The organism is Paenibacillus sp. FSL H7-0943, from assembly GCF_037963265.1.
Classification (GTDB): Bacteria; Bacillota; Bacilli; order Paenibacillales; family Paenibacillaceae; genus Paenibacillus_AQ; species Paenibacillus_AQ odorifer.
Genome location: NZ_CP150148.1, coordinates 5551644 through 5570608 on the forward strand (window position 1 = coordinate 5551644; position 18965 = coordinate 5570608).

At 45.7% G+C, this 18965-nt stretch carries 14 protein-coding genes and 1 tRNA gene; 3 read left to right on the forward strand and 12 right to left on the reverse strand.

All coding sequences use genetic code 11. The features are described from left to right. Positions 1 to 7: 7 nt before the first annotated feature. The 8 genes from lon to NSQ55_RS24385 all read right to left on the reverse strand — a co-directional run bounded on the left by lon (position 8) and on the right by NSQ55_RS24385 (position 12316). A complete protein-coding gene (gene lon / locus NSQ55_RS24350; RefSeq protein WP_076129428.1) occupies positions 8 to 2371 on the reverse strand; it encodes an endopeptidase La in 2364 nt (787 codons plus the stop codon). A 233-nt stretch (positions 2372 to 2604) separates the two neighbouring features. Then, entirely contained in the window at positions 2605 to 4314 is a 1710-nt protein-coding gene (gene lonB, locus NSQ55_RS24355; protein WP_038573063.1) for an ATP-dependent protease LonB, read from the reverse strand. A 1364-nt stretch (positions 4315 to 5678) separates the two neighbouring features. Next, positions 5679 to 6350 (reverse strand): BlaI/MecI/CopY family transcriptional regulator, encoded by a 672-nt coding sequence (locus NSQ55_RS24360; protein ID WP_339169500.1) that lies wholly within the window; start codon positions 6348 to 6350, stop codon positions 5679 to 5681. Between the two features lie 201 nt (positions 6351 to 6551). Continuing rightward, complete coding sequence (ispG, locus tag NSQ55_RS24365; RefSeq protein WP_036685055.1) at positions 6552 to 7679, reverse strand: flavodoxin-dependent (E)-4-hydroxy-3-methylbut-2-enyl-diphosphate synthase; 1128 nt, start codon at positions 7677 to 7679, stop codon at positions 6552 to 6554. Between the two features lie 112 nt (positions 7680 to 7791). Then, entirely contained in the window at positions 7792 to 9048 is a 1257-nt protein-coding gene (gene clpX, locus NSQ55_RS24370) for an ATP-dependent protease ATP-binding subunit ClpX (RefSeq protein ID WP_036685052.1), read from the reverse strand. A 12-nt stretch (positions 9049 to 9060) separates the two neighbouring features. Beyond that, positions 9061 to 9651: an ATP-dependent Clp endopeptidase proteolytic subunit ClpP gene (clpP, locus tag NSQ55_RS24375; protein WP_076129430.1), complete on the reverse strand. Its 591-nt coding sequence runs from the start codon at positions 9649 to 9651 to the stop codon at positions 9061 to 9063. A gap of 386 nt (positions 9652 to 10037) precedes the next feature. Next, on the reverse strand, positions 10038 to 11372 hold the full coding sequence (gene tig / locus NSQ55_RS24380) for a trigger factor (protein WP_036685045.1): 1335 nt from the start codon (positions 11370 to 11372) through the stop codon (positions 10038 to 10040). Positions 11373 to 11470: 98 nt separating this feature from the next. Further along, the gene (locus NSQ55_RS24385; protein ID WP_339169503.1) at positions 11471 to 12316 is read right to left on the reverse strand and encodes a hypothetical protein; all 846 of its coding nucleotides are present in this window, start codon (positions 12314 to 12316) and stop codon (positions 11471 to 11473) included. A 279-nt stretch (positions 12317 to 12595) separates the two neighbouring features. On the opposite strand from NSQ55_RS24385, the gene NSQ55_RS24390 reads away from it, so the two are divergent. Further along, a tRNA-Arg gene (locus NSQ55_RS24390) sits at positions 12596 to 12669 on the forward strand. A gap of 902 nt (positions 12670 to 13571) precedes the next feature. Here the strand turns inward: NSQ55_RS24390 and pstA are convergent. The 4 genes from pstA to NSQ55_RS24410 form a co-directional block, all read right to left on the reverse strand. After that, positions 13572 to 14453: a phosphate ABC transporter permease PstA gene (pstA, locus tag NSQ55_RS24395; protein ID WP_036685040.1), complete on the reverse strand. Its 882-nt coding sequence runs from the start codon at positions 14451 to 14453 to the stop codon at positions 13572 to 13574. Further along, positions 14450 to 15397, reverse strand: a complete 948-nt coding sequence (gene pstC / locus NSQ55_RS24400; RefSeq protein ID WP_036685038.1) for a phosphate ABC transporter permease subunit PstC — start codon at positions 15395 to 15397, stop codon at positions 14450 to 14452. The genes pstA and pstC overlap by 4 nt, the downstream gene beginning before the upstream one ends. A gap of 82 nt (positions 15398 to 15479) precedes the next feature. After that, on the reverse strand, positions 15480 to 16340 hold the full coding sequence (locus NSQ55_RS24405; protein WP_038573065.1) for a phosphate ABC transporter substrate-binding protein: 861 nt from the start codon (positions 16338 to 16340) through the stop codon (positions 15480 to 15482). A 54-nt stretch (positions 16341 to 16394) separates the two neighbouring features. Then, positions 16395 to 17831: a stalk domain-containing protein gene (locus tag NSQ55_RS24410; protein WP_076220484.1), complete on the reverse strand. Its 1437-nt coding sequence runs from the start codon at positions 17829 to 17831 to the stop codon at positions 16395 to 16397. A gap of 374 nt (positions 17832 to 18205) precedes the next feature. Between NSQ55_RS24410 and NSQ55_RS24415 the strand changes: the two genes are divergently transcribed. Together NSQ55_RS24415 and NSQ55_RS24420 are read left to right on the forward strand one after the other, a co-directional pair. Continuing rightward, the gene (locus NSQ55_RS24415; RefSeq protein WP_339169506.1) at positions 18206 to 18367 is read left to right on the forward strand and encodes a hypothetical protein; all 162 of its coding nucleotides are present in this window, start codon (positions 18206 to 18208) and stop codon (positions 18365 to 18367) included. A gap of 78 nt (positions 18368 to 18445) precedes the next feature. Beyond that, on the forward strand, positions 18446 to 18832 hold the full coding sequence (locus NSQ55_RS24420) for a hypothetical protein (protein ID WP_339169507.1): 387 nt from the start codon (positions 18446 to 18448) through the stop codon (positions 18830 to 18832). Positions 18833 to 18965 lie beyond the last annotated feature (133 nt).

The following is an 18965-nucleotide window of genomic DNA, read 5'->3' on the forward strand; positions in this document are numbered from 1 at the left end:
TTCCTTTCTAATGCACACTACTCGGTGGCTCACTGCTAATTTCATTATGATGCTCAACTAACGCATGATGCAAGACCTGATCCATATTAGATACAGGTACGAACTCAACATCATTACGTACGCTCTCAGGAATATCTTTCAAATCCCGTTCATTGTCTTTGGGAAGGAGAATCTTTTTATATCCAGCTCGGTGAGCCGCAAGGGATTTCTCTTTCAATCCACCAATTGGCAGTACACGTCCCCGCAAGGTGATTTCACCTGTCATCGCCACATCCTTCGAAACATAACGTTTCGTGAGCGCGGAGATCAATGCGGTTGCAATCGTAATCCCTGCAGACGGACCATCCTTCGGAATTGCACCTTCCGGAATATGGATATGAATATCAATCTTCTCATAAAAATCGGGCTGGAGCCCCAGCTCCTCCGCCTTCGAACGAGTATAGCTGAATGCGGCCTGTGCCGACTCCTTCATTACATCGCCAAGCTGTCCGGTAAGGGTTAGTTTACCTGTTCCCTGCACAACCGTAACTTCGATCAGCAGTGTATCTCCACCGACCTCAGTCCAAGCTAGCCCAGTGACCGTACCGATCTGATCTTCAAGCTCAGCCATACCGTAACGATATTTAGAAGCCCCAAGATAATCCTTGATGTCGTCAGGAAGAATGACCACTTTCTCTTTTTCCTCAGACACGATTTGTTTCGCAGCTTTGCGGCATAATGCTGCAATCTGCTGTTCCAAATTACGAACACCGGATTCACGGGTATATTCGCGGACAATGCGTAATAAGCTATCGTCTTCGATAATCAGTTGATCTTCTGCAAGACCGTGGTTTTTCTTCTGCTTAGGCAATAGATAACGGCTGCCGATTTGCAGTTTCTCCAGTTCCGTATATCCCGGAATGAACAGCATTTCCATTCGATCCAGCAAAGGACGCGGAATATTATGCACTACGTTCGCTGTTGTTACAAACATTACGTTCGACAAGTCGAACGGCAGCTCTACAAAATGATCACTAAACGTGTTGTTTTGTTCTGGATCCAACACCTCAAGCAGCGCTGAAGATGGATCTCCACGGAAATCCGCAGCCATCTTATCGATTTCATCCAATAGGATAACCGGATTAATCGTACCCGCCGTCTTCATGCCTTGGATAATCCGGCCCGGCATCGCACCTACATAAGTCCGGCGATGTCCTCGAATCTCCGCCTCATCACGTACACCACCTAACGAGATACGGACGAACTTGCGGTTGAGCGAGCGGGCGATGGAACGAGCCAGTGAGGTTTTCCCCACCCCCGGAGGACCTACAAGACATAAAATCGGACCCTTAAGCTTCTTAACCAGCTGCTGAACAGCCAAATATTCCAATACCCGTTCCTTCGGTTTTTCCAAACCGTAGTGATCCTCATCAAGTACCTGCTCGGCCTTTTTGATGTCAAGATCATCCTCTGTCTGTTCACTCCAAGGGAGACTAAGCAGCCAATCTACATAGTTGCGAATGACGCCGCCTTCCGCAGAGCTGACTGGCATTTTTTCCAGCCGATCGATTTCTTTCTCCATCTTTTCTTTCACACGTTCTGGAACATTTTTCTCTTCCATTAGCGTCCGCAGCTCTTCCGCTTCTCCTACCCGGCCTTCCTTCTCGCCGAGTTCTTTCTGGATCGCTTTCATTTGCTCACGCAAATAATATTCCTTCTGCGTCTTTTCCATCTGTTTTTTGACACGTTGATTGATCTTACGTTCAAGCTCCAGCACTTCACGCTCATTATTAAGAATATCAAGAAGCTTCTCCAGCCGTTTACTAACATCAATCGTCTCGAGAATTTCTTGCTTATCCTTAATTTTTAGCGATAAATGACTCGTAATGACATCCGCAAGTCGACCAGGCTCTTCTATATCGGATACAGCAGCGAGGGTCTCTGGGGTCACTTTTTTGGATAACGTAATATAGTGTTCGAACTGATTGAGTACTGTACGCATCAGCGCGTCACATTCTTGATCGCTATCTTCATCTTCCGGCAGCTCACGCGCCATAACCTCATAGTACTCATCATTATCGATATAATTAATAATTTCGGCCCGTTCTACACCTTCAACCAGTACACGTATCGTACCGTTTGGAAGCTTCAGCATTTGCCGCACATTGGCGACAGTACCGACCCGAAAAATATCGTCCTGACCTGGCTCTTCAATATTCACTTCCGACTGGGAACAAAGAAGAATCAAATTATCTTCAACCATAGCTTTCTCTAGCGCCCGAACTGACTTCTCACGGCCCACATCCAAGTGAAGAACCATGCTTGGGTACACAAGAAGCCCTCTTAGCGGCAATAAAGGAAAACGACGACCTTTTGTTTTATTTGTCATCATCGCTTTCGCACCTCCCATGGCTCTCAATTAATCTCATATGCATTCATTCTAACAAAAGCAGCCCCAAAACACCAACAGAGTCCTTAGATTTCAAGAAGAACCGACTTGCTTTTCCATAAATAGAGACAACGTTCTTGTAGCATTTAAAAAGGAAGCAGCAGAATTGCCTGCAGCCTCCTTTATTTTACAGCGACAAATCTCACCTTATTCTTCGAATTAGGGATCAATTTAGTTTAACCCTTTGCAGATTCACCAGCGGCATCGGCCTTCAGGAGCGAAGGTGCAGCGGAGAACAGCTCTCCAGCAACTGCAGGCAGCCTTACATCAGCTGTATCGGCACCGAACAGATGACGGAACACCTCTTCTACTGTTTCCATTGGAATAACGCGTAATGGCGCGAGGTCAGCGAAGAGCGACTGCCAGTTTTCTTTTGGAATAAGCACTGTAGTGGCTCCAGCTTGAAAAGCAGCTTCTACTTTGGCAATTACACCACCCACTGGCTTAACCCGACCATGGATGCCTATCTCGCCTGTGATCGCTACCGTGTTATCCACGGGAAGTCCACGAATAGCGGAGACAATTGCTACTGCCATCGCTACTCCAGCAGAAGGTCCGTCAATCGGTGTACCACCTGGGAAATTCACATGTAGATCATATCGATCGGGCTCCAGATTCATCGTACGCAGTACGGTCAATACATTCTCAACTGAGCCCTTAGCCATACTTTTTCGCCGAATCGTGCGGGAGCCTCCACCGATCTCTTCTTCATCCACCACACCTGTCACGTTCAATCTGCCTTGGCCGTTTACAGCAGGCGCTGCGGAAACTTCGATTTCGAGCAGAGTCCCCATCCCCGGTCCATACACAGCAAGACCATTGACTAATCCAATCTGCGGTGCCGAAGGAATCTTGCGTTCCGTACGCAGCGGAAGCTGGCTGCTGCCTGCCACCCATTCCACATCAGCAGCATTTAGTGTATCTCTCTGCTCAGTTAAAGCTAATCCGGCAGCCAACTGAATCATATTAACTGCCTCCCGGCCGTTGGTTGCATACTGTTGCACCACAGTGACTGCTTCCGGACTTGGTTTAAGCCCAATTTTCTGTATCGCGTCACGCGCGATGACGGCAATCTCATCCGGCAGCAGCGGGCGGAAATAAATCTCCATGCAGCGCGATCGCAGCGCAGGTGAAATCTCATCCGGAGAGCGCGTAGTAGCGCCAACTAGACGGAAATCGGCAGGCAATCCATTTTGAAAAATATCATGAATATAAGCCGGAGTATTATTATCCTCCGAATTATAATAAGCGCTCTCTAGCAGGACCTTCCGGTCCTCAAGCACTTTAAGCAGCTTATTCATCTGAATAGGGTGAAGCTCTCCTATCTCATCCAGAAAAAGAATCCCGCCATGCGCCTTAGTCACCGCGCCCGGTTTCGGCTGTGGCACACCCGCCACACCCATGGCCCCTGCACCTTGATAAATAGGATCATGCACAGAGCCGATCAACGGGTCAGCAATACCACGCTCATCAAAACGAGCGGTAGTGGCGTCAATCTCTGTGAATTTGGCGTCACTTTTAAAAGGAGAAAGCACATTCTTTTTCGCCTCTTCCATGACAACACGTGCTGCCGCAGTCTTGCCGACTCCCGGCGGACCATAAATAATCACATGCTGCGGATTAGCGCTGCAAAGTGCGGCTTTCAGGGCGCGCAGCCCATCTTTTTGCCCGACAATATCTCCAATAGAAGCCGGACGTGTTTTCTCCGACAATGGTTTAGTTAATGTAATCATCCGCATTTTCCGTAACTTGTCCAGTTCCTTGCGCGACTCTCGTTCTACCGCTGTCTTATTTGTCTTCTGACCCCGCAGCAGATTCCAAAAGTATACGCCGATAACCAGCGCGAAAAAGAGCTGCACGATCATCACAACTATACTTAATTCCATAGGTCATCCTCCTGTTTCGTTCAGTCTACCTTTCCACTCTTGGCTACTATTAGGTAGTATAGCCGTTTCGGTAATTAGTAAACGCAAATTTAAGGATTTGTTGAATTGTTGCAGTAGGATAGACTCTGATAATTAACTATAAGGGCATTAATGAGTGTGGAGAGTACGAATGTAGCTTAGATAATTTTAAAAAAAGGAGATTGTTGAGGAGGTTGGAGAGGAAGGAATGCGGAGGAGTGCGGAAGTAAAGGAGGGATGAAGAGATGAAGAGATGAAGAGATGAAGAGATGAAGAGGAATGAAGGAGAAATGCGGAGAAATGAGGGAGAGATTAGTGGAAGGGAATTTGAGTAACTGTGGTGGTAGGAGGAGCCGTTGAACTTAGTAACTGAGGATCGTGATCGGTGCTACGTGGGGGTAAGGAACCTAGTTGTGCGTACCGCTAAGGGTAAGGGCGTCGGGAGTTTCCTGTAGACGTTTAGTTTGTTGAGTTCGATGAGGTACTTTTAGAAGCTGAGTCAGCTGGACGCAGTGGGTTACTTCTAAAAGCTGAGTTAACTGGGGATGGTGAGCTACTTCTAGAAGCTGAGTTAGCTGAGGACGGTGAGCTACTTCTAGAGGCTAAGCCAGCTGGGCATGGTGAGCTACTTTTAGAAGTTGAGTTAGCTAGGGACGGTGGGTTACTTCTAGAAGTTACGTCAGTTTACCTCTAAGATGCAGACTTAACTTAATTTGCTGAACATATCCGTTTGTATCTCCTATGTTCTTAGAAACATCCTATTCAGTACAAAAATCTAAGTATCATTGGTACCCAGCCAAATAATTAGGGAAATCCTCCCTATTTATCAGTGATTCACGACCTCAAAGCTGCCAATTAGGGAAATCCCCCCTGATTATTGGACGAATCACACATAAATGGGAGAAATGCTCCTTTTATTAGGGAGTTTTTCCCTAATAAGCTTGATTTTGAGCCATATCTCGCTTATTTCAGGGAGAATTTCCCTAATTGTTGCGTTTTACTTCATAACGGACTTCACATCGAGCTCCTTCACATACCTTCTTTTCAAATTTCCGCCTTCAGCAAAAGTCATGACCAACATTGTTACGCCTATATGATCAGCCCCATCAAACCACTTCTGCTACACCTGCTCCATCAGCCACTTTTACAACTTTATCCACTTCAAAACATTAGCTACGTCATCTACACCAGTTACATCAGCTACCTCAGCTACACCAGCTACAATAGCACCACCAACTCCATAAGTTCCACCAGATACCTCAATTACATAGGCTAAACTGTTCCATTACTCCTTCATAAACTACTTCAATAATATAGCCTCCACCAGCCATCAGCCTTTACAAATATCAATCCCAGTAATAAAGAACATCACGAGCCAGCTTATACTCAACATTTTTGACGCCGATTCCCCTCTTCACAGGGGTAAGCCAGCCTTTTTCACAGAGATTCTTTAGCATCATGCGTACTGTTTTGGGATCTAGCGTGAAATAATCAGCGACTTCTTTAGGGCGTATCACCCCAGCTTGACGCACCACTAAACGCATGATTTCCTTCTCAGCGATTAGCAGTCTGCCACGCGGTGCATCTACAATTTGGTAGCGGCTTAGCGCCAAACGCAGCAGTGTAACACATAACTCAGGGCGCTGTTCAACATCATCATAGGCAAATGAAATTACTTGATAACCCATTCCGTACAGAAAAGTTTCACGATTTAGCTCATTACAATACTTCAGCCTATCCATGTCTCTTACATGAGCTGCATACCCTTTGATCTCAAACAAGAGCTTGATCGGCCCCGGCAAAAAAGCAAAATCAGCAAAATAAGCTCGTCTTTGTAAATCCAGCACCTCATACTCCGGATGAAGATCATTGAATTCACCACAAAGCGGCCACCAGACATTCTGCAAAAATAATTTCTCGGCGTGGCCATGACCTCTCTCCAGCCTTCCCCGCCGTTCGCCCGTTCTGCTTGCAAGATGCTGCGCAATAAATTTTTCATGGGCTTGTTCATAGTTCATGTTTACTCATCCCTTCCTCCAAAATGGAAATAAACGCAAAAAAAACGCCCCATGAGCCCCGGATATACCGGAACTGCACAGGACGTTCTTCGCCACTTAGGTCACTACTTACCTAACGTCGCCCAAAATTACTATACGATGCTAAGAAGTGTTTATAATATTATGAGATTGAAAATTCTTATAAATACCATTCAGACCAAGTTACTTCGATTGCACCGGAGGTGCAAGGTTAGCGTGGGCGCGGCCTGGGATTTCGCCCGTTGCCTCGTAAGCCACCACGATCGCATCAATTTCCTTTTTCAGCTCGTTCACGAGTTCTGCTTCAGGCACTTTACGGATCATTTGGCCGTAACGGAAAAGCAAACCTTCTCCACGAGCGCCAGCAATACCGATATCTGCTTCACGTGCTTCACCAGGACCGTTAACAGCACAGCCAAGGACGGAAACTTTAATAGGCACCTTAAGCTTCGAAATGTATTCTTCCACTTCATTAGCGATGGAGAAAAGATCGATATCCAGTCGTCCGCAAGTCGGACAAGAGATCAGCGTCGCCGCGTTAGAGATCAGACCAAACGTCTTCAGCAGCTCACGCGCCACCTTAACCTCTTCAACCGGATCGGCACTAAGCGAGATACGCAGTGTGCTGCCGATGCCCATAGAGAGCAGTGCACCAATACCTGCGGAGCTCTTCACTGTACCAGCAAACAATGTGCCAGATTCTGTAATGCCCAAGTGCAGCGGATAAGGGATGACTTCCGCAGCCTGACGATAAGCTTCGATGGCCATTGGCACATCGGATGCTTTTAGAGAAACGATAATGTCGTGGAAATCCAGTTCCTCCAGAATCCCAATATGGTATAACGCACTTTCTACCATTGCTTCTGGGGTTGGATATCCGTATTTCTCCAAAAGGTGATTCTCCAAAGAACCAGCGTTTACACCAATCCGAATCGGAATTCCTTTTTCTTTACATGCTTTAACTACCGCTTCTACCTTTTCGCGACGACCAATGTTCCCCGGATTAATCCGTACTTTATCGATGCCGTTCTCGATAGCCATCAACGCTAGCTTATAGTTGAAATGAATATCCGCTACGAGTGGGATATGAATCTGTTTCTTGATCTCCTTGATTGCAGCAGCCGCCTCTTCATTGTTGACAGTTACGCGTACTAGCTGGCAGCCTGCTTCCTCAAGCCGCAATATTTCAGCTACAGTAGCCTCCACATCAGCGGTTTTGGTTGTACACATGCTTTGAATCGCAACCTCGTTGTTTCCCCCAATAATGAGCCCGCCAACATTGACAGGACGGGTTTGGTGTCTCAAGAACATGATTTTTCTCCCCCATAACGCCAAAGCTCCACCCCTTCGCTCCCGCTAATGTGAAGCGGGATAAGCGGAAGAAAGGTGGAGACTGTGACATGTATTGTTAAGGAAATGCGGCTTACGCGCTTTCCTCTTTCTTCTTGTCTTTCTTAAGGTTGAGCTCAGGCAAAGCTTTCTCCTGAACGACCTGTTCCGTGATCACACAATCCTTAATATCATCGCGTGAAGGAACTTCATACATCACATCGAGCATGATGCTCTCAATAATCGCGCGCAGTCCACGGGCTCCCGTATTACGTTTGATCGCTTCCTTGGCAATTGCTTCGAGTGCCAATGGTTCGAACTTCAACGCTACGTTGTCCATTTCCAGCAGCTTGATATATTGTTTCGTGAGTGCATTTTTAGGCTCGGAAAGGATACGTACAAGCGTATTCTCATCAAGCGGCTCCAAAGTCGAGATGACTGGCAGACGGCCTACAAATTCAGGAATAAGACCGAATTTGAGCAAATCTTCAGGCAATACCATCGACAAATATTCGCCAGGCTTAAGATCCTTTTGTCCTTCAACTGCTGCGTTGAAGCCAATGATTTTTTTACCGATACGGCGTTTAATCATTTGCTCCAGACCGTCAAAGGCACCGCCAACGATGAACAGGATGTTCGTCGTGTCGATCTGAATAAACTCCTGATGAGGATGCTTACGTCCGCCCTGCGGAGGCACAGAAGCAACAGTTCCTTCCAGAATCTTCAGAAGCGCTTGCTGTACACCTTCGCCGGAAACATCACGAGTAATGGACGGATTCTCGGATTTACGTGCTACTTTATCAATTTCATCAATATAGATAATGCCGCGTTCGGCTTTCTCCACATCGTAATCTGCAGCTTGAATGAGTTTGAGCAGAATGTTCTCAACATCCTCGCCAACATAACCAGCTTCCGTTAAGGAAGTAGCGTCTGCAATAGCAAAAGGAACGTTGATAATCTTCGCCATCGTTTGTGCTAACAAGGTTTTACCAGAACCTGTTGGACCGAGCAAAAGGATATTACTCTTCGTCAGCTCAACATCTTCGATCTTGCTTTGGCTGTTCACGCGCTTGTAGTGGTTATAAACCGCTACAGAAAGAGATTTCTTCGCTTGCTCTTGACCGATTACATATTGATCCAAAATATCACGAATTTCCTTTGGTTTTGGAATATCCTTCAGATCAAGCTCTTCCTCATGACCGAGCTCTTCTTCCACAATTTCCGTGCAAAGCTCGATACATTCGTCACATATATAAACGCCCGGTCCTGCTACAAGCTTACGAACCTGCTCTTGTGATTTACCGCAAAAAGAACATTTCAATTGCCCTTTTTCATCATTAAATTTAAACATCTAACCACCCCTTTAAGATTTCATCGGTGAAGAAAGAACCTGGTCAATAAGCCCATATTCCTTGGCTTCTTCCGCGCTCATGAAGTTATCGCGGTCTGTGTCCCGTTCGATTTTTTCAAGGGGCTGACCTGTGCGATCTACATAAATTTGATTCAGCTTCTGTCTCGTCTTGAGGATCCAGTCAGTGTGAATCCAAATATCAGACGCTTGACCTTGAACACCGCCGAGCGGTTGATGAATCATAACTTCGCTGTTGGTCAGCGCATATCTTTTGCCCGGAGCCCCAGCTGTTAGAAGGAGCGATCCCATGCTTGCTGCCATCCCTACACAAATGGTTGAAACATCCGGTTTGATATATTGCATCGTATCGTATATACCCATGCCGGCTGTTACTGAACCACCGGGTGAGTTGAGGTACAAGTGAATGTCCTTCTCGGGATCATCTGCTGCCAAAAACAGCAATTGAGCAATAACCAGATTGGCGACATCATCGTCAATCGCACTGCTTAAGAAAATGATGCGATCCTTGAGCAATCTGGAATAGATATCGTACGAACGTTCTCCACGACTTGTTGATTCCACAACCATTGGTACCAGACTCATGCCACCAACCTCTTTTCTCTGTACAGATTAGTCTTATCGTTTCAGAAATATTTTAACACGTTCACGGCGCGATGTCATTTTTTCACTACAGTGGACAGTCCGCTGCTTGTGAATTGTGACGTTACCGCCCCTATTACCTTATTGCCATACGTTCATACGGATACCTATGTAGTCACATATATTTGCGGCCGAGGATAAAAATAAGGCACGTAACGAAACTTACGTGCCTTATCATATCTGTATGGAGGCCGTGTAACTTGGCCGTTCTAGGTAGTGTCAAGCTAAAACGCCTTCGGCGTCCTTTTAAGGACGGTAAGCGTTTATGCGAGAATTATAAGAATAAAGTATAAAGTGAAACTTATACCTTCTTATAATTTTAAAATATCCTACTCAGCTTTAGTGTCTTCAGCAGCTGGTGCTTCTTCTACTGCTTCAACTTCTACACTATTGCTAACAAGGAAATCAATGGTTTTACGCAACGAAAGCTCTTCGCTCAAGCTGCCCAGTGAACCGTTAGCTGCCAAGATGCTGCGGATTTCTTCTGGAGTACGTTTGTAAGCTTCAGCCATAGTAGCCAACTCTTCGTTAACTTCTTCTTCGGAAACTTCAATGTTCTCTTGTTTTGCGATAACTTCCAATACCAGGTTGTTGCGAACGCGTTTTTCAGCATCGCCTTTCATTTGGTTCTGCAAGTCTTCACGAGTTTGGCCGGAGAAGCTAAGGAACATATCCATGTTCATACCTTGTTGACGAAGACGAGTGTCGAAGTCACGAACCATATTCTCAACTTCACTGTTGATCATAGCTTCAGGGATTTCAACTTCAGCGTTAGCTGCTGCTTTATCAACAACTGCATTCTCACGAAGGCCTTTCAGTTCTTCCTCTTTACGGGATTCGAGCTGAGCCTTCAAATCTGCTTTGTACTCATCCAAAGTTTCGAATTCACTTACATCTTTAGCGAACTCATCATCCAATGCAGGAAGTTGTTTGCGTTTGATTTCGTGCAGCTTCACTTTGAATACTGCTTTTTTACCCGCAAGGTTCTCTGCATGGTATTCATCAGGGAAAGTAACTTCAACATCTTTGAAATCTCCAGTAGCCATTCCTACCACTTGCTCTTCGAATCCTGGAATGAAGGAGTTGCTGCCAAGCTCAAGAGAGTGACGTTCAGCTTTTCCGCCTTCAAACGGTACATCATCAACATATCCGTCAAAATCGATTACAGCGATGTCGCCGTTAGCTGCTGCTTCTTCTTCAACTACTACAAGCTCAGCATGACGTTCTTGCAGACGAGCAAGTTCAGCACTCAACTCTTCTTCAGTCACTTCAGCTTTTTGTACTGGAACTTCCAGACCTTTGTAATCGCCGAGCTTCACTTCAGGTTTAACCGTGATCTTCGCTTTGAAGATAAAGGATTGGCCTTTAGCAAATTGCTCAATATCAACTTCAGGACGGTCTACAGGGAAGATGTCAGTTTGTTCAACTGCTTCACCGTAAGCTTCAGGAAGAAGAATGTCGATTGCATCTTGGTACAAGCTTTCTACACCAAAACGGGATTCAAAGATCGGCCGAGGTACTTTACCTTTACGGAAGCCTGGTACGTTAGCTTTTTTAACGACTTTGTTAAAAGCTTTATCAAGTGCTGCTGTTACGCGTTCTGCGTCTACTTCTACTTCAAGAACTCCAAGGTTCTTCTCTATTTTTTCCCATGTTGCTTTCATATTATACTTTTCCCTCCAAAATATAGGTTCACAAGTTTACTTCAAATAATGATACAATCCACGCACAGAATAACCATTATATTATATACAACATTACTTTATTTATCAAGTAGAGAAGTCTTTACAAAACCCTTGAGAGCACGATAAGCTCCCTCAAATTGAAAGCGCATGCTGTCTGTGATGCCATACATTCCACGTGTCTCTTCCTCTTGTCGGGAGCCGTTTAAACTCTCAGAAACAAATTGGTGCAACGCTCCTGCCCAAATATCCAGCAAAACGTCTTCGCCTTCCAGCAATTTCCGATATTCATCCGACCCATAAATCGACATGATGAACTGGCCCCAGAGCTCTTGTGCAAAATAATACAGCGTAGGCTCATGCACCTCAGCCTGCCCGGCTACCCGCTCCAGCACATGACTCACCTGCGGAGGAAAATCCTCCGTCTGCAGTGGCACGCTCTCGATCTCTACAAGTACCTTTTCATGTCCGCGAATCAGCTTCACTGTTCCCTGCATCCCACGCCGCTTAAGCGTCTGCAAGGTCCGAAATTGCAGCAGTGGATGAACATTATCCCCCTGTAGCCAAGTGGTCAGCTCCTCGTCAACGCCGCCACCTTCCAGATAGGATAGCTGCTCTAGTGCAAGTATTGTCGCCTCAGACAGAGGCTCGTTCATCACCCGCTGCAGCAGCTTTTTGGGATACCCCGTATCCTCGTTCATTTTAGATTTGGCCAAAAAGCGGGCCATATCCTCTTCCCTTAAATCTTCGTCTTCGGGGTGAACAGCTCCCTCCGCATCTCCATTCTGGGACGCGTAAGGAAATGCCGTTTCGAGCCATTCCAGCAGGGACCGCCATTCCTCGTAATTTCGCTCTTCCTGTCCTTGACACTGCAGCAAAAAACGAAGCAGCTCCATCGCTTCCCCGTAGCGTTCACTTTCCAGCATCACCGTCAGCTGGATTTGATAATAGTCCAGTGTCTTGGGGAACAGGACGATATTCTCTTTGGTGGCGGGGGAATCCGAATGTTTAATGAGGGCACCTCCTTATGTCTACTTATGTGAATGGAATCCTAACCATTATAAAAGTTATTAATACCTTAAGCTTCTTCCGAAACTTAATAATTGTAGATTATAGCATACCCCGTACTCTTTTTAAAAAACAGCTTGAAAAAAAACACCCCATATGATATGATAATTCCTGCTTGCTTTTCTGCCAGCAACCATGTCCCGGTAGCTCAGCTGGATAGAGCATGCGCCTTCTAAGCGCACGGTCGGGGGTTCGAATCCCTTCCGGGACGTCATATAGAAACAGCCTTCCTTCGGGAAGGCTGTTTCTGTGTTCAGGGGAGGGGTTGGGCGGAGCTCAGGAGAAGGAATGGGCGGGGCTCAGGGAGTCACTGGGACGAATAGACGACTGAACGACTGAGCTTAAAGATTCGCGGCTCTAGATTAGCCGAGTCTCAGGGGTTCATGGAGCTTGGATTCCAAGCTCAGAACTTGATGAAAACTTTAGCCTTGTCGGAGCTCAGGATCCGATAGAGCTTAGCATTCGAAGCTTAGAATTCAGTGAAAACCCATGCCTCGTCGGGCTATGAGTCGATGGAGCTTAACTTTTGATGCTCGCTCGGACTTGGTCACACTTAGAACTCATTGGGGCTCAGGGTTATGTGAGCTTAGCAATCGTTGATCAGTTTTTATGAGTCAGTTCCACATCATCCCCCGCCGCATTAGAACATTACGGCTAATTTTCCGGAGAAACGCCGCTACATGCTATCTAATTGCATTTTCTGCAACTAAAAGTACCCTTTTACCTCCAAAACTCGCTTTAATTGCATTTCATACACTTATATTCTCAGATTTACGCCTAGAATGGCCTTTTCACCATTTTTAACTGCACAAAGTACAATTAAACCCAAACAAACCTATCCCCATCAAAAATAAATGCATAAAGTGCAATTAAAAACCACTCATTACTCATCGACTATTAATCTTCAAATTCCCATTTCTGATTTTTAAATATGGGAACTTTTTTAGCTTTCTATAAGCGTGGCCAATCCAATTACTCAAAAGACACGCGCATTAGCAATTTTATCGAAGGATGAGAGTACCTTTGCTTATTTAATCGGGAATAAAAAAACTGTTCACGGCGATTTCTCGCCGAGAGACAGTTTTTTATGCATGTCTTCCTATATTAGCGGAATCAGCGCCCTTTGCGACGATTTCCGAGCCAGAGCGGAAAACGGAAGGCAAAGTTAATAAACAGAACTACAAATACGAGTACGGCTGCTGATTTGTCAGCGATTTGCCGCGCATCTTCTACAATTGCTTCAGATTGTACATACCATAGATGCACTGCCAGGGTTTCTCCCGGCGAGAACAGATTAAAGTCCCACATTTCGCCCGAGGTACTGAGGCCAGCGGTAAGGATAATAACCGCAGACTCCCCGAAGGCGCGCCCAGCAACGAGACAAATCCCAGTAACAATGGCTGACATTGCAACGGGTAGAACTACTGTGCGGATCACATGGAATTTAGTCATGCCCAGTGCATATCCAGCTTCACGCATCTCCCCAGGAACAGCACGAACCGCTTCCTCCGTCACACGTGCAAGCATAGGCAGATTCAAAAGCGCCAAGCTTACCCCACCGCCAAGAATCGTCAGGCCGATTCCAAAATATTCAGCAAATATCGCAAGTCCAAGCATACCAAATACAATTGAAGGAACCGAAGAGAGAGCTTCTACACATATACGCAGGCCGCCTGTAAAAGCATTATCCGGAGCATACTCCGCCATATAAATCCCCGCACCTAAACCGATAGGGACGGAAATAAGCAGCGAGATGAACAAAATATAAAAAGAGTTGAAAAGTACAGGACCGATCCCGCCACCTACGTCAATCTCTTCAGGCTGTTTAATCAGGAAGTCAGGCCGCAGCGCTGGCAGACCTTTACTAAGAATCGTGAAGAGCAGCCAGAAGATTAGCAGCATGACTAAAGCCCCAAGCGTATAAAACCCAATAGTCGCGAGCTTATTGCGTCTCTGAGCACGCGCTGTATGCTTTGTACTTGCGAATCCGTTCACGCTGCATCCCTCCTTTTTCTACCCAGCACGCGGATGATCAGAATCAGTACAAATGAAATCACCAGCAGAAGAAAGGCCATCATATGTAGGGCATAATTCCAGGTTGACTCAAACTCTACATTCGAGATTTGCATAACGATGTTACTAGTCAAGACCGAGGCAGGTGTAAATAAGGTTTTTGCCAACTGTGGTGTGTTTCCGATAACCATAACTACAGCCATTGTCTCCCCCACAGCACGAGTCATCCCGAGGATGACTGCAGAGATAATCCCTCTGCTGGCCGCAGGCAAAACAACACGCATAATGACTTGCAAACGGGTAGATCCAAGAGCGTACGCAGCATCCCGATATTTGCGTGGGACAGCGACAATAGCATCATCACTGATTCGACAAATCGTTGGCAGGACCATTAATGCGAGTACGAGGGCCGCAGCCAGCAAACCATCACCCAAGCTCTCCCCACTAACTCTACGCAGGAAAGGAAGTAATACCGTTAAGCCTAAATAACCATATACTATAGAAGGAATACCAACGAGCAAATCGAGCACCGGGCGAATGAAGGTCTTCATCCACTTCGGAGCAATCTCCGCACAGAGCACGGCCATACCCACAGAAATAGGTACTGCGATCAGCAGGGTCAAAGCCGTCAGTGAAAGTGTATTTACAATGAAGGCAGCAGCCCCAAACGAGTCCTCTTCAGGCGTCCAGTTAAAAGAAAAGAAAAAGTCCGCAGGCGAGAGATGACCAAACAGAAGCAGCGCCGTTTTGCCGATAAATAGAATTACAAGTCCAAGCACGAAGCAAAGTGCAAGAATGCTGAATAAGAAATAAAAGCGGAATAATCGGTTGCTAAACATATGTCTACTGTGACGTTTGGAGTTGGCGCTAACTTCTGTAACGCCCTCCTTAACCTTAGTTGCCAGGTTGTGGACTGGTGCCCCCATACTTTCCCTCCTGTAAGCGGCCAACCCCGTATCAAAATCGGGGCTGGCCGCTGTTACCGTTCAATATGATCTTCAGATGTTATTAACCCTTCATTGCTGCGATCGGAATGAATTTAAGCTTTTTCAGAGAACCTTGTTGGAACTTTTTGCTTTGTACGTATTCGATAAATTCTTTAGTTGCGCCAGTAGGTTGACCTTTAGTCATGTAGTAACCATAAGCCCAAATCTTATAAGAACCGTTAATTACGTTGTCTGTAGTAGCTGCGATACCGTTGTGTTTCACTGCTTTTACGTCGCCACTTACATAAACAAGGTCGATATAACCGATGGAGTTAGGAGTAGTTCCTACTGCTGTTTTCATGTCGCCGGATGAACCTGTTTCTTTGTAGTTCTTAGCTTTTTTAACGATATCTCCGCCATCCAAGGCTTTAGCTTGATAGTTAACGCGGGTACCAGAACCGAAAGAGCGAGTGATGACAACGATATCTGCATCTGCGCCGCCTACTTCTTTCCAGTTGGTGATTTTGCCAGCGAAAATGCCTTTAAGTTGTTCTGTTGTGAGGTTATCTACACCCACATTTTTGTTTACAATCGTTGCAAAAGGAATGACAGCCACTTTGTTCGCTACCTGTCCGTCAAAAGCTTTGAAGCCTGGTACGTCGATGCTAGCATCCCAGTCGCAAGCGCCGATATCAGCGATGCCTTTTTTCACAGCTTGTGGTCCAGTTACAGAACCTTTACCAGATGCTGCGATTTTTACTTTAGGGTGCAGCTTTTGGAATTCTTTTGCCGCTTGCAAGGTCAATGGAAGAAGTGCGGTTGAACCGTTAACGGTGATTTTGCCACTAAGTGAATCTGCTGCTGCTGCAATCCCTGCAAAAGATGCGGTTACCGCGATTACGGCTGTTAAAGCCGTTACTGTTAATTTCTTGAAGATTTTCATTGTACTATTTTCTCCTCTCGGCTCTAGGCCGTTAAAATATGTTTGGGATAATCATTATTTAGTCAGTTGCAGCCCTTTACCGCCTTGGATAACCCATACGCTGTCGCCGCTCACAATCGCAAGCTTGCTTCCGTCTTTAGATACAGATACTTCAGATACATCTTCAGCCGTACGGAACAGTTCGGTCTTTGCACCACTACCATCGATAGAATAGATCACTGTGCTTCCGTCTGCCGTAGTACCTGCCACTACCAAACCATTGCTAACGCCAGTGGACCAATTCACTTCGATATCAAGTGCAATATTAGTGCTGGTTGCGTCCGCTTTTACAAGCTTCAGGGTATTCTTCGCATTGCCGTCTGCATCTGCGCTCAGGTATGCCACATTTCCATCAGCCAAAATCTCTGGGTAAAGCTTGTTATCCGCTGTAGTTGTTAATGCAGCTGGTTTAGCATCTTTTGTAGCCAGATCAAGCTTGTAAAGCTGCTCTCCTGCCGAGCTGAAGTCTACCGTAAGAGAATCTTCTGTGCTGTCTGCATCATTTTTAGCAACACCCGTCAAATTAACGATATAAACGGCGCTTTTTTCGTCAGCAGAAATGCGCAGTTCGGATTTATTCTCAACCTTGTCAGCCAAAACGGATTTAACATCACCAGTCTCTACTGAGATTTTAGCGATTTTTTCTTGCTTGTCTCCTTGGATGAAATAAATGCTTTTCCCATCTTTGGACCAAACCAGATCTGTCTTCACGCTATTGTCGGTGCCTAGTGTTTTAACAGCTCCGCTAGACAAGTTAATCAGATTCAGCAAACCTTTCTCATCATTAAAAGCTCCCCACTGTTGATCCGGCGATACTGCAAAGTCCACCGCACTGTCATTTGACGAAAACACTTCATAGTTACCTGGTTCTGTACTGAATTTGATAAGCTGAGTAGTTTCAGCATCACTTTTGTTCGCAATCAGGTTACCAGCTGCCGTCCAGTGCAAAGTATCAAACAATCCTTCCGGACGTGCAAAGCTCAAAATCGTGCTAGCATCAGCGTCCAGCTCTCCACCTAATGCAATAACTAACTTAGTCAGCTCTACATAAGTTTTACCGTTATAAAACACTGGAGCCACTGTGAACGATTCGGAATTACCATCTACTTGATAGCTCTTTGAGCCTGTTTTGAGTTGCACATTATGTAGTCCTTTGCTGTCGTTAAGTTCAAACCCGCTTGTTCCCAGTACTACCTTAGCCCCAATTTCACCAGCTACCTGAGTCAGCGAGTAAAGCTTGTAACCACTGCTGTTAATGGTGTTAAACACAATCGGCGTTCCGTTTACATTCCAAGTAGTTGTACCTTCTTTAACTGCTGTAACAGCAGCGACTTGATTGGTAGCTACAGATTTTACATTACTGCCGGTGCTAGCTGCAGATACACTTCCAACGCCTACTGTTGCAAGAAGTGCTGAAGCCAACGTTGCGCTAATCCATTTACTGTTTTTCAATTAGATTCACCCTTTTCGTATAGGTAACTGCTAATGTCATTTTCGTCTACAATTGTCAATTCTGTTGCAGAGGAATGTAATGGAAATATTAACTAGTATTCTTTTTTTAAAAAAATCAGGTATATTAGCTCATTTAACAATTTTCTTGATCTAAACCAAATGAACTAAACAGCAAAAACAGCCTCTTTTCGTAAAAAGGTGCTTGGTGTGGCTACCTTATTTAGTTGGAGAATTGTTTGGAATTTGGTGTGACGTAGGGACTAATTTGAGATTGCAGGCGGGTGGGGGAAGCTTGTTGCCGAGGTGGGCGGGTGGAGTATATGTGGAGTTCGCTTGGGCGCGTGGGAAAGCTTGTTGAGGAGGTCGATGGGCACTTGGAGTATATTGCGGTGGTCGCTTGGGCGGGTGGGGAGCGTATTACGGAGATCGCTTGGCGGGTGGGGGAAGCTTGTTACTGGCGAGAGTCTGCTATCAATTATGTGGCTGCTGCTTACGATTTAAAAACTAACTGGTCTGTTGGGGCGCTTTCTGCGTAAGGGGCATCGTAGGAGATTCGGCTGATTGTACGGGATTTATACCGTTCTTTTACTGACTTTAGTAGGATCGGGCTCATTGTGCGGGATTTATACCGTTCTTTTACTGACTTCAGTCGGATTGAGCTCTTTGTGAGGGATTTATACCGTTCTTTAGCTGACTTCAGCAAGAATGAGCTCACTGTACGGGATTTATACCGTTCTTTTGCTAACTTTAGCGGGATTGGGTACATTGTGCGGGATTTATACCGTTCTTTTACTGACTTTAGTAGGATTCGGCTGATTGTACGGGATTTATACCGTTCTTTTACTGACTTCAGTCGGATTGAGCTCTTTGTGAGGGATTTATACCGTTCTTTTGCTAACTTTAGCGGGATTGGGTACATTGTACGGGATTTATACCGTTCTTTAGCTGACTTCAGCAAGAATGAGCTCACTGTACGGGATTTATACCGTTCTTTTGCTTGATTTATCTAAATCATGCCTATTTAGTGGCATTTATGCCCTTCTTTAGTCTGGTTTAGGTAAGCCCGTGCTATTTTGAGGCATTTATGCCTCTCTTTTAGCTGATTTAAGTGGATCGACGCTATTTAGTGGCACT